Here is a 14,218-nt window from a genome sequence, read left to right as displayed (position 1 = left end):
TTATAGTCTGGGATTAGGGGAAATCGAACGAGTTATTTTTCGCTTTCTTTTTAATTACACATAAAAGGAGTATCCTTATGAAACGCTTGTTAGATTGTACTGCTTCTGATTTTCGCAATATGAATGGAAAACAATTGAAACAATCGATTAAAGCGTCTGAGGGAAGAGTAATTGTTTCGGAAATCATTGGGGCGTTTGCGCCGCTTTATCCAGCAGTGACAAATGCAGAAATAGCTGCCGCTTTTGGCGCTGATTTACTGTTATTAAATTTTTTTGATGTGTTTGCACCGCATTTTAATGGTTTAGATATGAACGAGCCTGATCAAATTGTAAAACGCCTTAAGGAGTTAACAGGGCGTCCGATTGGTGTCAATTTGGAGCCTGTCGATCCGAACGCTAAACAGTTAGAAGGCTTAACATCGCTTCCTAAAGGGAGATTGGCGACGGAGGAATCGTTGCAGGAAGCGAAGCAGTTAGGTTTTGATTTTGTTTGCTTAACAGGCAATCCTAAAACAGGCGTTACCAATGATGAAATTGCCAAAGCGATTGAAAAAGCGCGTTCCGTCTTTGGTGATGATGGCTTGATTATTGCCGGAAAAATGCATGGAGCAGGCGTTGCCAATGAAACAGGGGGAAGCATCGTTTCCGAAGAAGTAATGGAACGCTTTATTAACGCCGGGGCTGATGTTATTCTTATGCCATCGCCAGGAACTGTCCCAGGGGTGACATTAGAAAAAACGGAAAGGCTTGTTCGTTTTGCGCATGAAAAAGGAGCGCTAGTCATGCTGACAATCGGCACAAGCCAAGAAGGGGCGGACGAGCATACGATCCGTCAAATTGCACTTACAAGTAAAATGGCCGGAGCTGATTTATATCATATTGGGGATGCTGGTTACCATGGCATTGCCATTCCAGAAAACATTATGACGTATTCGATTGCCATTCGCGGCAAACGTCATACATACATTCGTATGGCGAGCTCTCCGTTGCGGTAAATGAATCACCAATTCCAGAAAGAAAGTGAGAACCTAACCACACTATGGAAGTGAAATACTTTCATAGTGTGGATTTTTCTTTTAATTTATATTGTTTGGGAGGAAGATCTTCATGATAAGGCATAAAACGTGGCAAAAAACGCATACATACTTTTTGTTAAGGATTTTGATCGAGGAGATCTAAACTACTTTCGCCTAGCTTTGAATATATAAATATGACTTGATATTTCGACTTCCCAAGCAGCACACCCTAAGCGATGGAGAACTTCCTCTTTGTGACTACCTTTTCAACTGCGAAATAAAGAATTGTTATTCTTAACGATCATGTTATGACGTGTAACTGTTTCATCCGTTAGTATAAATTGTCTATTCGTTCTAATATTTCAAAAGCGATTTCCATTGTTTATCAATACCGAATGGATCTTTATTTCATGATGAATGTTTTCTGTTTTCTTTCGGTTTGGTTTAATGGACGCATCACCGGAGAAGTAGATGAATGTATGTTCACGATGTTCTTGAAGTGCGTGCAAGCTAGTTCAAAAGTTTTCTATATAAAAGATCTATCCGCTCTTTTTGGGTCTTCTAACGAATGAATATCAGTTGATATTGGTATCTCACCATTTCATTCCTTATAATCCAAATATTTAACTATAAATAGAATGGAAATTAAGATTTATTTTAGTTATTATTTTCATACTATTCATAACCTTTGGTGCTGATAAGAGTACCTGCTACATGTCGAGTAATTTCTAAAAATCAACATATGACTTACTGGTATTTGTCTAAACATGTTGGTGTGATGTTGAATAAACTACCAGCATAAAGAACGAAAGGGGGAGAGAGAATGAGTACAGAGTGGAGAGGTTTTTCCAGTAGTGGAAATAACCGTTCTAATAGTCACAGTCGTTCGGATTCAGATAGCCGTTCAAAAGCAAATGTCGATTTTGAGTCCGAGAATGATTTGAAAAATAATACAGAATTAGATAATGACAATGATTTGAAAAATATAGACCGCAATACAAACATCGCAAAAGTTACTAACAGCGGAAACTCAAAAGTAGATCTTGATATTAAGGTGGATTCTGATTCTACGGCAAGAGTGCGTGCGCGTACAGAATCTGAACAAGATCAAGAGCAAGAACAAGAGCAAGAAGACTAATAACTAATAGTTGTAGTAAAACAATATAGCATAGGTGGGATAGTTTCTATCCCACTTTAAATTGTATTTCTGGGGGAAGGATATGTTATGGAAAATATAAATGATCATCAAACTTCTTTAAGGAATTTAGGAAATTTATCCTCATTAGGGAAGATATCTTCTTTTGATAGCCATTCAAATGCATCACAAATTGGCCATAGCGGGAACTCTGATGTTGATATTAATATAAATGTTCAAGTTGATACAATGCCAATTGCCTTTGCCATTCTATGTTCATTATTAGCTACTAAACAACTAACAAACGAAGAGTTTGATTTAGCTGTTCGGAAATTAGAGGCTCTATCAAATAATTACAAAAAATCCAATCATATAAGAGAAGTAAACGATGTATCTAAAGTTAAACTGTTAAATCAAAGCAAATGGGGAAGGTAATATGTAGTCACCTTCCCCTATTTACATAGGTAACGAATATTTATTTGATTGATTTTTATGAGGATATATTCTAATATTCCGCTCTGTTTGAAATGGCTTCTTGCTTTTGAGAGGTATAAAAATCAGCGTACGACCTAATGGCATTTGTCCAAACTTTTACTTATTTGTTTGAATAAATTAACTATATAACAAATGGAAGGAGAAGAGATAATGAGTAAATTATGGAAAAATTTATCTGAAAATGATAATAACCAATCTATTAGCCGTAGCCGTTCAAATTCAGACTCAGATAGCCGTTCAAAAGCAGATGTTGATTTTGAATCTGATAACGATTTAAGAAGTAATACAGAATTAGATAATGACAATGATTTAAAAAATGTAGACCGCAATACAAACATCGCCAGAGTCGCCAACAGTGGCAACACGAGAATAGATCTTGATATTAAGGTGGATTCGGATTCTACGTCAAAAGTGCGTTCGCGTGCGGAATCTGAACAAGACCAAGAGCAAGAACAAGAATTCGAAGACTAATCATATCGGGAGCTGTCTCTTAATTGATGAGATAGTTCCTTTTTTGATTTTGAACATTAGCAAGGAGTTTTGACATTGGAATAAAGGTCTGACTCAACTTTGCACAACCACTCAAGTGCTTTATCAGCTGTTTCGATAGCCCCTAAACTCTACATCCTTTGAATTCAAGAACTGACATAGATGGAGTCTTTTAGTTACACAACGGGGCATTAAAAACATTTTACATATGTCGAAAATCTGTATTTTATATAGAATTGTTTGATAAGGGTATTGTCATGTTTGGATTATAAAATCAATTGGAAAAATTAACGATTATTATGTTATGCATGTTATAATGAGCATGTCTGTGTTTAGCACAAATGAGGAGAGGTGGAATAACATGTTTGGAAAAGTCGCTGCTGATGTGCTTGGATTAAGTGATGTAGGGGCTGTGATTAAACCGGAGAACTATGATAAAGTTGATGCCGACGATTATGTGATGCATGAAGATGGGGAGAAAATTTACTTTTTGATTAAGTCAAAGTCTGATGAGTATTGCTTTACGAACAAAGCGCTTATTCATCTTGACGGAACGAGCGCAACAAGCAAAAAGCGCACGCTTCGCCGTTATGATTACAGCAAGCATCGCATTTCTGATGTGACATTGGAAACAGCGGGTACGGTCGATTTAGATGTGGAAATTAAATTTAAAATCGGTTCTGAACAATACTCGATTGATGTGCATAAAAAGCATATCGAAGAAGTGAAAGATTTATATAAGGCATTGCTGAAAATCGCAGAAATCTGCCACGAAAACGAAACGACATTAGACTATGCTCGCCAAAGTCTAGAGTTAGCTTCTACAGTTTTAAGCCGCATTGCAAGTACACCAAATGATTTAGCGGAACAGTTCAAAGAGCTCAACCAAATTGCATTTCATTGGTTAGTTGACACGAAAAAACAATATACGGTAAAAGATTTTGGATTTGTGTTTGAGCGTTATATTCATAATTGATGATTATCCAAACACTCGGATCGGATTCGATTCGAGTGTTTAGGTTTGAATGATATCGCACCAGCTTCTTATTTTTTTATTGTCAATGATGGTCATTTGCATTAATATATAACTGTAAATTGTTCGACAAATTCACACAATTTTATATCATGGCAGAAAAGGTGTCGAACGGGCGCGGTGTATTGCCCTAGTAGACTTAATAGGGAATCTGGTGAAAGTCCAGAACTGTCCCCGCAACTGTAAATGCGGACGAAATGAAATCACCACTGTGCCGTGTGATGGCGAAAGCTGTTACCTGCATGGGAAGGTTCAGAGTAGGATGATGCATGAGTCAGTAGACCTGCCTTTGCTGCCGAATGTTTCCTATCTTCGGGGAGTGAGATGGTGAAACGACGAATGAATGTTTACATATCAAGCATTTCTATATTTTGTCGTTTCTTACTCATTCCTAGATAGGAATGGGTTTTTTATTTATACATCAATCAGAGAGGAGAATAAACATGAAGCAGTGGAAGTATTATGTGATGTTTCTTGCTTTTCTATTAACATTCGGGCTGCTGGTCGGATGTAATAGCGAAAACGCGAACAATGAAACAACTGCCAAAAAGCAAGAAGCAAAAACAGAAGAAGCAGTATTTCCGGTGACGGTAAAAGACGGATTAGGAGAAGAAGTGACGATCCAGTCCGAGCCAAAAAAGATTGTTTCGTTGATTCCTAGCAACACAGAAATCGCCTATGCGTTAGGATTAGGTGAGAAAATCGTTGGTGTGAGCGATTTTGACAACTATCCGGAGGACGCCAAAAAGAAAGAAAAAATCGGCGGCACAGATTTCAATGTCGAGAAAATTATTTCTCTGAAACCTGATTTAGTGCTTGCGCATGCTTCAGGTGCCCATAACTCCAAAGATGGATTACAACAATTGAAAGATGCAGGAATTACCGTATTGGTTGTGAACGATGCCAAAACGTTTGATGATGTGTATCATTCGATTGAATTAATCGGAAAAGCAACAGGGACGACGAAAAAAGCACACGAGATCATTGAAAATATGAAAACAAAGCTTGAGGCGATTAAAGAAAAAGCAAAAAGCATAAAAGAGAAAGATCAATTGAAAGTATGGGTCGAAGTATCACCGGCACCGGAAATTTATACGGCCGGAAAAGGAACATTTATCGATGACATGTTAAAGGTGATTTCAGCGAAAAACGTGGCTGGTGATCAAGAAGGCTGGCCGATGTTTACGGAAGAAAAAGCAGTTGCTTTAAATCCTGATGTCATTATTACAACATATGGAGATTATGTAAAAGATGCGACGAAGCAAGTGATGTCTCGTCCTGCTTGGAAGGACGTTCCAGCTGTGAAAAATAAACGGGTGTACGATGTGAATTCTGATTTAGTCACACGTCCAGGTCCGCGTCTTGTCGAAGGGGTAGAGGAACTTGCTAAAGCGATTTATCCAGAAGTCTTTCAATAATGCAGCGATTTACGCGGTGACGGTCGTCGTTGTGATCGTTTCTCTTTTGTTAGGGATATCGATAGGCTCTCTATCGATTCCCTTTTCTACTATTATTGATATTTTTTTATATCAATGGTTTGGAACTCCATTGAATAGCGATATTCCTACCAATCTTGTTCAAATCGTCATGGAGATCCGCTTGCCGCGTGTTGTATTGGCATTCTTGGTAGGCGCTTCGCTCGCACTGGCGGGCGCGGCATTTCAAGGGCTGTTGAAAAACGCACTTGCTGATCCGTATACGCTTGGCGTTTCTTCCGGGGCTTCCGTTGGGGCGGTCATTGTGCTCTTCTTCGGTATTCAATTGCCGTTTGTCGGCACGTTTACATTGCCGATTGTCAGTATTCTATTTGGGCTTTGTACGCTGTTTCTTGTGCTTTTGTTTACAAGAGCGGTCGAACGGAAGATGTCGGTTGAAACGATCATTTTAGCTGGAATTATGTTTGGTGCGTTTTTTAGTGCGCTTATTTCGCTCATGATTGCGTTGACGGGAGAAGAATTGCGGCAGATTATTACATGGCTGATGGGAAGCGTGGCGATGCGAGGCTGGAATTATACGATGATGACGTTGCCGTTTTTTCTTATCGGTTCTTTGTTATTGTTATGGAATTCTCGTGAGCTCAATGCGTTTGCGTTTGGAGAGGCAACAGCGGCTCACATCGGTGTTGATGTCATGAGGAGAAAGCTTGTTATTTTAACGGGCGCTTCGCTGTTAACCGGCTCTGCGGTAGCCGTTTCTGGCACGATCGGTTTCGTTGGCTTGGTCATTCCCCATATGATTCGATTAGTATGCGGTCCGAATCATCGCTTGCTTTTACCATTGTCGCTTTTGTATGGCGGTGCGTTTCTTGTCCTTGCTGATTTGGCCGCGCGAACGATCATTTCGCCGCGCGAACTGCCGATAGGTGTCATTACTTCCTTGATTGGTGCTCCGCTATTTGCAGTGTTATTTTTTAAAAGAATGAAGAGAAAGACGTGATGAATGTGCTCGAAGTGAATAACGTGTCTTATCGTTATCATGACAAAATGGTATTGCAAGATGTGACGTTTACCGTTCAAAAAGGGGAATTGTTTGGCATTCTAGGACCGAACGGCAGCGGAAAAACAACGTTATTAAAGTTGTTAAGCAAGGAACTGTCACTACAAACCGGAATGATTTTTCTCAATGGAAAGCCGCTTGTTTCGTTTTCACAAAAAGAATTGGCACGGCTTGTTGCCGTATTGCCGCAAAGCGTCGATACGACGTTCGGTTATACGGTAAAAGAAACGGTCGAGCTTGGTCGTTATGCTCATCAAGGCAGCCTTTTTCCAAAATGGACAGAGGGAGATGAGCGGGCAGTGATAAAAGCGATTGAGCAAGTGGAGCTGCTTGACAAAATGGAAGAAGGGATCGACCAGTTAAGCGGAGGGGAACGGCAGCGCGCATATTTAGCGCGGGCGCTTGCGCAAGAGCCTGACATATTGCTTTTAGATGAGCCGACCAATCATATGGATATTGCCCAGCAAATGAAATTATTAGATCGTCTTTCCAAATGGACAAAAGAAAAAAGGTTAACGGTGATCGCTATTTTTCATGATATGAATTTGGCAAGCTTATATTGTGATCGCATTCTTTTCCTTAAGCAAGGAAGCGTTATCGGTGTGAGTGAGCCGAATGATATGATCGAAGAATCGACATTGCGAAACGTGTTTGGCGCTCCAGTGAGGCGTCAAGCCCATCCCGTTGTGCCCAATCCAATTGTAACGTTTTTGCCAGAAATTGAGCTTCCGGAAAGGGAAAAGGAACTTCGTGATCGTTTGACGATAGAAAAGAGCCATGAGCGGATTGTTGTTACGACTTCCCAACCGTTTAAAGTGTTATCATCGTCGCTTGTGGGAGCTGGCTTTCAATGGGCGACTCATTTTGTGAACCGCCATGTGTCGAAGGATTATCGATGCGATGATGCTGAAGAGGAAATGAAGCAGTATTTACGGTCGCATACGTTGGACGTGAAGCGGACGATCGGGATGATGACAGCGGTTTGTTTAGAAGACGCTGCCTATGTATATCGGAAAGAAGAAACGTTTTCGCTGTTTACGATTGTTACAGCAGGGATTGGAAATGCAGTCGATGCTGCGAAAGCGTGGGAGAGGGACGAGTCTGCTAAAGGAGTCGGCACGATTAACATTATCGTGTTCATTGACGGAACGTTGATGGACGCCGCCTATGTGCAAGCGATGATGACGGCAACGGAGGCAAAAACGAAAGCGCTGTATGACGAGCGTATCCTTGATCCAAAAACGAACACGATGGCGACGGGAACTTCGACCGATTGTATCGCGATTGCTGCTTCACAAATGAATACCGTCTTTGACTACGCTGGCACGATTACACCACTTGGCAAAGCGATCGGTCGTTCTGTCTACGAAGCAACGAGAGAAGCGCTTCGCCGATATCAACAGCGAAGAGGGGACGATCAATGATTCATCATCTTTTTGCGATTATGCTGGCGGTGGCGCTTGATTGTTGGCTTGGCGATCCGCGTTGGCTCCCGCATCCTGTGCGGGGGATGGGGGCGCTCATTGCCTACTTTGATCGACATTTCAATCGCGGGCGCGGTCGGCGGCTAAAAGGAATATTCACCGTCGCAAGCCTTTGTCTCATTATATATGCGATTAGCTTTTTTCTCGTGTATACTAGTTATCGAATTACTACAGGATTGGGCATTGTCATAGAAGCGTTTCTTATTTTCACGACGATCGCAACCAAAAGCTTAAAAGAGGCTGCTTGGAATGTGCTTGTGCCGCTTGAACAAGGTGATATAGAGAAGGCACGAAAAGAACTGAGCATGATCGTTGGACGAGATACGGAAAATCTTGATGAGCGGGAAATTGTGCGCGCCTGTGTCGAGACAGTTGCGGAGAATACAAGCGATGGCATTACCGCTCCGCTTTTTTACGCGCTTCTTGGCGGTGCCCCTTTGGCGCTTGCGTATCGTGCCGTCAATACGTGTGATTCCATGCTTGGTTATAAAAATGATACATATCGCGATTTCGGATGGGCGTCGGCACGCTTAGATGATGTGTTCAACTATATACCGGCACGGTTAACGGCGATCGTTATGGTGCTTGTCAACAGGGAAAGACGTATTCGTCACTGTTTGAAGTTGCTCATGCGAGATGCGCACAAACATCCAAGCCCAAACAGTGGTTGGGGAGAGGCAGCAATGGCAGCACTGCTTGGTGTGCAACTTGGAGGAACAAATACGTATAAAGGAGTTGTATCTCATCGCCCGAACATCGGGGATCCGCTCCATCAGTTGAGGAAAGAGCATATTCGCCAATCGGTAAGCGTCATGATTCGCACTGTTTTCGCTTTTATCGTTTTGCTTTGGATAGGAGGGATCATCATTGAATTTACCGTCTCATGGGGCTAATCCTCATCAATTATATGAACGCATCGGATTTCCGGTTCCAAAAATGTGGATCGATTTTAGCGTCAATACGAATCCGTATTCGCTGCCGCTTTCAGCGTGGCCGACGCAAGCGGAATTTTGCCGCTGGGCAATGGAGTATCCCGACCCTGATGCTTCGGAGCTAGTCAGTTACCTTACTCGTTCTGAACGTGTTTCCAAAGAACAGTTGTTCATCGGAAATGGCGCTTCGCAATGCATTTATCTACTTGCACAATTATTTTCCAGGAAAAGAATCGGCATCGCTGAACCGACGTTTTCTGAGTATCGCCGGGCGTGTGAGGCCAATGGTTGCTCCATTTTTTCAATTGTTTCCGATGAAGAAAGCGATTGGACATATGAACAAAGTAAGCTGCTAGAGTTCCTAGAGCAAGTCGATGTGTTCTTTTTTTGCCATCCAAACAATCCAACGGGAACAGTGATGAAAAAAGAACAGTTATATTCACTTTTAGAAGCGGCAGACCAAGCCAATACGTTTGTCGTGATTGATGAAGCGTTTTATCATTTTTGGCTTGAAGCGTTTACTGCTATAGAATGGATTGATTTGTTTCCTCGTCTCATCGTTATTCGCTCGCTTACAAAAATGTATCATTTAGCTGGTGCGCGTATCGGGTACATTGTAGCCAATGAGGAGATCATTCAAAAGGTAAAAGCACTGCAACCGCCGTGGAGCGTCAGCCAAGTGGCACAACGGCTCGCGCTGCATTTTTTACCGATGAATGAGTTTGTGGCCCATACGAAGCGAATGATTGCCTGTGAGCGTGAACGAATCAAAGCGGTTTTGCAAGAAACAGGCTATTACGTGTCGCCATCGGTTGTGAATTTTTATTTATTGCGAGCGTCACATCTTTCGACGGAGAAACTGTTATATGATTTATTGAAAGAGGGGATGATTCCGCGCCATACAATGAATTTCCATAGTCTTGACGGAAAGTATTTGCGTTTAGCAGTCAAAACAAAAGAAGAAAATGATCAATTATTACATGTATTAACAAGGTGGTCGCGATGATCGTCTTTATTAGCGGCGGTGTTCGCAGCGGAAAAAGCGCGATTGCTGAGGAGTATGTGAGAAAACTCGCTTCTTGTGAAAATGTCGTTCATTATATTGCCACTGCCCAAGCAGTTGATGACGAAATGAAAATGCGTATTGCCTATCATCAAGAACAGCGCGCCCGGCAATCACTTCGATGGATGACATGGGAACGATCGGTGGGATTACACGAACTTGCTACTCGGTTTGGTTCCAATGATGTCGTATTGCTCGATTGTTTAACGAATTTGTTGGCGAATGAATTGTTTAGCGATGAAGGTTGGAAACAAGAAGATACTTGTTTTCAAAAAGCAAGGGGGATTTTCGAGGCAGTCGTGCAGCTCGCGGCTCACAGTAAAGCGCTTGTCATCGTTTCTAACGAGTTATTTTCCGGCAGTGTGCCTGAAGATATGGGGACATACCATTTTATGAAAACGCTTGGCTGGCTGCATCAACAAATTGTTACAAGAGCCTCTATAGCGATTCTCGCTCAACATGGCATTCCACTTGTGAAAAAAGGAGAGGCCGTTTGATGAAAACGATATGGCATGGGTGGCTGTTGTCATTGCAGTTTTTGACAGTGATTCCGATCCGAAAAGAAATAAACTGGCAACCAGCGACAGCAAGATGGTCGGTGCGCTGTTTTCCGATTGTCGGACTATTGATCGGCGGGATACTGGCGGGGTGGTATTCATTTTTTTCTTCCTTCACTTCTGTTTCGCCTTTGTTTCTTTCAATTTCGCTTTTGTGGTTGTCCATTTTTTTGTCTGGAGGTCTGCACGCGGACGGATGGATGGATGTGAGCGATGCGTTTTTTTCCTATCGGGATGTCACGCGAAGACAAGAGATTATGAAGGACTCTCGCGTCGGGGCGTTCGCCGTTTTATCGATTATGTTTCTTTTATCATTTCGCTTTTTATTTATGTATGAAACGATAGGATCTCATGTATCTGTTATGTTTTTTGTTTTGATTCCGCTCTTGTCGCGTGGCTTTATGGCATTGCTTCTCATATATGGTCGCTTGGCGAAAGCAACTGGAATGGCAGCAGCATTTCGCGAGCATGTGTTCAAGCGCGATGCGTATGTCGTTATCGCTATTTTGCTCTTTTGGCTTGTGAGTATTAGCGTTGGAGTCCCTTATGTATTTGAGAAGCTTGTTATGTTGACGGCGGGAGCGCTTGTTTGCTTTTTGGGAGCACGATCGTTTTGTGAAAAACAATTTGGCGGTATTACCGGTGATATGCTCGGGGCGTTTGTAGAAGGAGTGGAGACGTGGCTATGGTTCATCATTTGGCTATTACATTTCTTCGACACGGTATAACGAAAGAAAATGAAGAAAAGCGATATATTGGTTTTACCGATGTGCCGCTTGCCGAACATGAAATTGTCCGACTTCATGAGGCAGGGATCCGTTTATATCCAAGCGCGGATTTCATTGTGTCGAGTGATTTAATACGTTGTCGACAAACGTGCGAGATCTTGTTTCGTAGCAGCGACGTACTTGTGTACGAAACGGAGGAATGGCGTGAAATTCATTTTGGTGATTGGGAGGGAAAAACCTTCGCTGAGTTGAAAGAAATAAAAGAGTATCAGCAGTGGTTGCAATCATCGTTTTCTGTGGCTCCGCCGAACGGGGAAAGTTATGCCGAGTTTCAAGCACGGATCGAAACTGCATTGGCACGTACGGTGGAGCTCGCCGGACGAGTAGGTGCTCGTCATGTAACCGTAGTCACACATGGTGGTCCCATTCGATATGTGCTCGAACGTTATGCCCCGATTCAGCGTTCGTTTTGGGAATGGACGGTTCCGTTTGGCGGTGGGTTCACGTTGGAGTCGACGCTTGAGCGATGGAGGGAAAAAAAGCGATGCATTTCATTGTCGGAGGTGCTTTTCAAGGGAAGAGAAAATGGGCACGCCAATATTATAGATTAGATGAAATCGAATCATGGATGTGGTGCAATGGCTATGAAAGAGAATATGTTTTACCTGATGCGAATACACTCAAACAAATCATTATTTTGGAAGGATTAGAAGCATCGATTCGACGTACGCCGAGTCGCACTCATTGGGAACATGTTTTTCAAATGTGGCACGATTGGGAGCAAGGAGATAACGAGCGAACAGTCGTATGGATTGGCTGTGATATTACTCAAGGAATTGTACCGCTGACAAAAGAGGAGCGAAACTGGCGTGATGTAACGGGGTGGTGTTACCAAGAGTTGGTGAAACGATGTGAGCGTGTCGATCGCGTTTGGTGCGGATTAGTTGAACGAATAAAATAAAGGAGGAAAGTTCTAAATGAGATTGTATACACGGACAGGGGACAAAGGGACAACGAGTCTCATTGGCGGACGCGTTGATAAAGATCACTTGCGTGTCGAGGCGTACGGTACGTTAGATGAAGTGAATTCGTTTGTCGGGCAGGCGATAGCGTTATTGGAAGGAGAGAAATTCCAAGACATTTATGCGGAACTACAAAAAATTCAACATGAATTGTTTGATTGCGGCGGTGACTTGGCGATTATCAATCAGAAACTTCCATACAAAGTGACAGCGGAAATGGTCACATTTTTAGAAAATCGAATCGACGAATACATTAAGGAAGCGCCGCCGCTTGAAAAGTTTATTTTGCCGGGCGGCTCAAAAGCAGCAGCAGCAATTCATGTAGCGCGAACGGTGACGAGAAGAGCGGAACGCTGCATTGTATCGTTAAGCAAAGCAGAACCGATTAACGATATCGTTTTGCAATATGTAAATCGTCTGTCCGATTACTTTTTTGCTGTTGCTCGCGTCATTAATGCACGCTTAGGAGTAAAGGATGTGGAATATGAACGAAGCGCGATTGTGTTTCGCGATAAGGAGGAAAAATAATGCGGGATATAAAGAAATTTACGGTTGTCATTTTGTTTGTTAGCTTATCGGTCATTGGCTCGCTATTGAAGCTGCCGACAGGGCTTGGCAGCGTTGCGTTAGATAGCGCACCAGCACTCGTTGCAGCGGCGCTCTTTGGACGAAATAACGGCGCGCTCGTGGCTGCTGTTGGTCATCTGTCAGCGGCGTTTTTTGCCGGGTTTCCGCTAGGTGTGTTTCATTTGCTTGTGGCAATAGAAATGGGGTTGCTTGTTTATGGATTTGGTTGGCTGTTTCAGCATCATTGGAAAAAGGCAGCCTATATATTCTTTTTTATCGGTAATGCGTTTCTCGCTCCGCTTCCATTTATCTTTTTCATGGGCAGCGCATTTGTGATGGCGCTCTTTCCGTCGCTGATTATGGGAACAATGGCGAATGTCTTAGTTTCTTTTGCTGTCATTCCTTCTCTTGTAAAACTTCCAATGATCGACAGTAGGAAGATGCCGCATGCGTGACGTACTGTTTTTGCCACTTTATCAAGATGAAGAGCTTGTTATCGCGGCGGATGGCTCTGCAGCTATTGGGCTGAAAGAAGCGGATATCGTTCATGTTCCATATGAAACAGTCGCGTATTTCGCAGCACGCGTCGCCTTAATGGAAGTGATGTGTGTCGGTGCGGCTCCGCTTGCGGTTGTCTTGCAAAATTTCGTTCACAATGAGGTATGGGAAGCGCTTTGTACCGGAATTCGCACGGCTCTTGGCGAGCTGCATCTCGATCTTCCGATTGTTGGAAGCACCGAGTCCAATTTTCCGACATTGCAATCGGCAGTCGGGATGACGGTCATTGGTATGGTTCACAAAGCGCAAAAACGAATCGGAACAACACCATCGGACGCGAAGTTCGCCGTTATCGGGGAGCCGCTTGTCGGCGATGAGGTGATGGAGCGACGTGATCGCGTCTTACCGCTATCCTTGTTTCGCCAATTGCTACATAGGACTGATATTTATGAACTTGTCCCCGTTGGTTCGAAAGGAATTTTCTATGAGCTCCAAGGATTACTCGACGACAACAGCCTTCAATCCTCACAATGTTCTTGCGCATTACCGCTACATGCTTCATCAGGCCCAGCTACTTCGTTAATAATTAGTTTTGACCCAAATGGAGAAGAAGAAATTAAGCAAATGGCCAGAGACTACTTTTTTCCTATTGAGATAACCTCGTAAACTAGTAAAAAAGGAAGAATATTCCGCAATATTCTTC

The 14,218-nt window shown here is 42.7% G+C and carries 17 protein-coding genes and 1 riboswitch; all 17 genes read left to right on the top strand.

The window, feature by feature from the left end; genetic code table 11:
• Window positions 1-77: 77 nt before the first annotated feature.
• The 17 genes from ISX45_RS09375 to ISX45_RS09295 all read left to right on the top strand — a co-directional run bounded on the left by ISX45_RS09375 (window position 78) and on the right by ISX45_RS09295 (window position 14,181).
• The gene (locus tag ISX45_RS09375; RefSeq protein ID WP_194518825.1) at window positions 78-995 is read left to right on the top strand and encodes a DUF7916 family protein; all 918 of its coding nucleotides are present in this window, start codon (window positions 78-80) and stop codon (window positions 993-995) included.
• An 844-nt stretch (window positions 996-1,839) separates the two neighbouring features.
• Window positions 1,840-2,154 carry a hypothetical protein gene (locus ISX45_RS09370; RefSeq protein WP_194518824.1) on the top strand — a complete coding sequence of 105 codons (315 nt, stop codon included), beginning with the start codon at window positions 1,840-1,842 and terminating at the stop codon, window positions 2,152-2,154.
• Between the two features lie 87 nt (window positions 2,155-2,241).
• Entirely contained in the window at window positions 2,242-2,586 is a 345-nt protein-coding gene (locus ISX45_RS09365) for a hypothetical protein (RefSeq protein WP_228485528.1), read from the top strand.
• A 210-nt stretch (window positions 2,587-2,796) separates the two neighbouring features.
• Window positions 2,797-3,117, top strand: a complete 321-nt coding sequence (locus ISX45_RS09360; protein ID WP_194518823.1) for a hypothetical protein — start codon at window positions 2,797-2,799, stop codon at window positions 3,115-3,117.
• Between the two features lie 379 nt (window positions 3,118-3,496).
• Window positions 3,497-4,111, top strand: coding sequence for a PH domain-containing protein (locus ISX45_RS09355; RefSeq protein ID WP_194518822.1), 615 nt, complete (start codon window positions 3,497-3,499; stop codon window positions 4,109-4,111).
• Window positions 4,112-4,253: 142 nt separating this feature from the next.
• Window positions 4,254-4,473: riboswitch (cobalamin riboswitch) on the top strand.
• Between the two features lie 138 nt (window positions 4,474-4,611).
• Window positions 4,612-5,586: an ABC transporter substrate-binding protein gene (locus tag ISX45_RS09350; protein WP_194518821.1), complete on the top strand. Its 975-nt coding sequence runs from the start codon at window positions 4,612-4,614 to the stop codon at window positions 5,584-5,586.
• Window positions 5,567-6,604 (top strand): FecCD family ABC transporter permease, encoded by a 1,038-nt coding sequence (locus tag ISX45_RS09345; RefSeq protein ID WP_374058286.1) that lies wholly within the window; start codon window positions 5,567-5,569, stop codon window positions 6,602-6,604. The genes ISX45_RS09350 and ISX45_RS09345 overlap by 20 nt, the downstream gene beginning before the upstream one ends.
• A complete protein-coding gene (locus tag ISX45_RS09340; RefSeq protein ID WP_194520671.1) occupies window positions 6,604-8,088 on the top strand; it encodes an adenosylcobinamide amidohydrolase in 1,485 nt (494 codons plus the stop codon). Before ISX45_RS09345 ends, ISX45_RS09340 begins: the two co-directional genes overlap by 1 nt.
• Window positions 8,088-9,041 (top strand): adenosylcobinamide-phosphate synthase CbiB, encoded by a 954-nt coding sequence (gene cbiB, locus ISX45_RS09335; RefSeq protein WP_194520669.1) that lies wholly within the window; start codon window positions 8,088-8,090, stop codon window positions 9,039-9,041. Before ISX45_RS09340 ends, cbiB begins: the two co-directional genes overlap by 1 nt.
• Entirely contained in the window at window positions 9,016-10,086 is a 1,071-nt protein-coding gene (cobD, locus tag ISX45_RS09330; protein ID WP_194518820.1) for a threonine-phosphate decarboxylase CobD, read from the top strand. The genes cbiB and cobD overlap by 26 nt, the downstream gene beginning before the upstream one ends.
• Window positions 10,083-10,640, top strand: a complete 558-nt coding sequence (locus ISX45_RS09325; RefSeq protein ID WP_181554235.1) for a bifunctional adenosylcobinamide kinase/adenosylcobinamide-phosphate guanylyltransferase — start codon at window positions 10,083-10,085, stop codon at window positions 10,638-10,640. Before cobD ends, ISX45_RS09325 begins: the two co-directional genes overlap by 4 nt.
• Window positions 10,640-11,428: an adenosylcobinamide-GDP ribazoletransferase gene (locus tag ISX45_RS09320; protein ID WP_194518819.1), complete on the top strand. Its 789-nt coding sequence runs from the start codon at window positions 10,640-10,642 to the stop codon at window positions 11,426-11,428. The genes ISX45_RS09325 and ISX45_RS09320 overlap by 1 nt, the downstream gene beginning before the upstream one ends.
• On the top strand, window positions 11,386-12,039 hold the full coding sequence (locus tag ISX45_RS09315) for a histidine phosphatase family protein (protein WP_194520670.1): 654 nt from the start codon (window positions 11,386-11,388) through the stop codon (window positions 12,037-12,039). The genes ISX45_RS09320 and ISX45_RS09315 overlap by 43 nt, the downstream gene beginning before the upstream one ends.
• Entirely contained in the window at window positions 11,973-12,389 is a 417-nt protein-coding gene (locus ISX45_RS09310) for a bifunctional adenosylcobinamide kinase/adenosylcobinamide-phosphate guanylyltransferase (protein WP_194518818.1), read from the top strand. The genes ISX45_RS09315 and ISX45_RS09310 overlap by 67 nt, the downstream gene beginning before the upstream one ends.
• 16 nt (window positions 12,390-12,405) lie before the next feature.
• Window positions 12,406-12,978: a cob(I)yrinic acid a,c-diamide adenosyltransferase gene (locus ISX45_RS09305; protein WP_194518817.1), complete on the top strand. Its 573-nt coding sequence runs from the start codon at window positions 12,406-12,408 to the stop codon at window positions 12,976-12,978.
• Window positions 12,978-13,472: an ECF transporter S component gene (locus ISX45_RS09300; RefSeq protein WP_194518816.1), complete on the top strand. Its 495-nt coding sequence runs from the start codon at window positions 12,978-12,980 to the stop codon at window positions 13,470-13,472. Before ISX45_RS09305 ends, ISX45_RS09300 begins: the two co-directional genes overlap by 1 nt.
• Window positions 13,465-14,181: an AIR synthase related protein gene (locus ISX45_RS09295; protein WP_194518815.1), complete on the top strand. Its 717-nt coding sequence runs from the start codon at window positions 13,465-13,467 to the stop codon at window positions 14,179-14,181. Before ISX45_RS09300 ends, ISX45_RS09295 begins: the two co-directional genes overlap by 8 nt.
• Window positions 14,182-14,218: the final 37 nt, after the last annotated feature.

This window comes from Thermaerobacillus caldiproteolyticus (assembly GCF_015326725.1).
Lineage (GTDB): Bacteria > Bacillota > Bacilli > Bacillales > Anoxybacillaceae > Thermaerobacillus > Thermaerobacillus caldiproteolyticus.
This window is presented reverse-complemented; position numbering and strand designations above follow the sequence as displayed.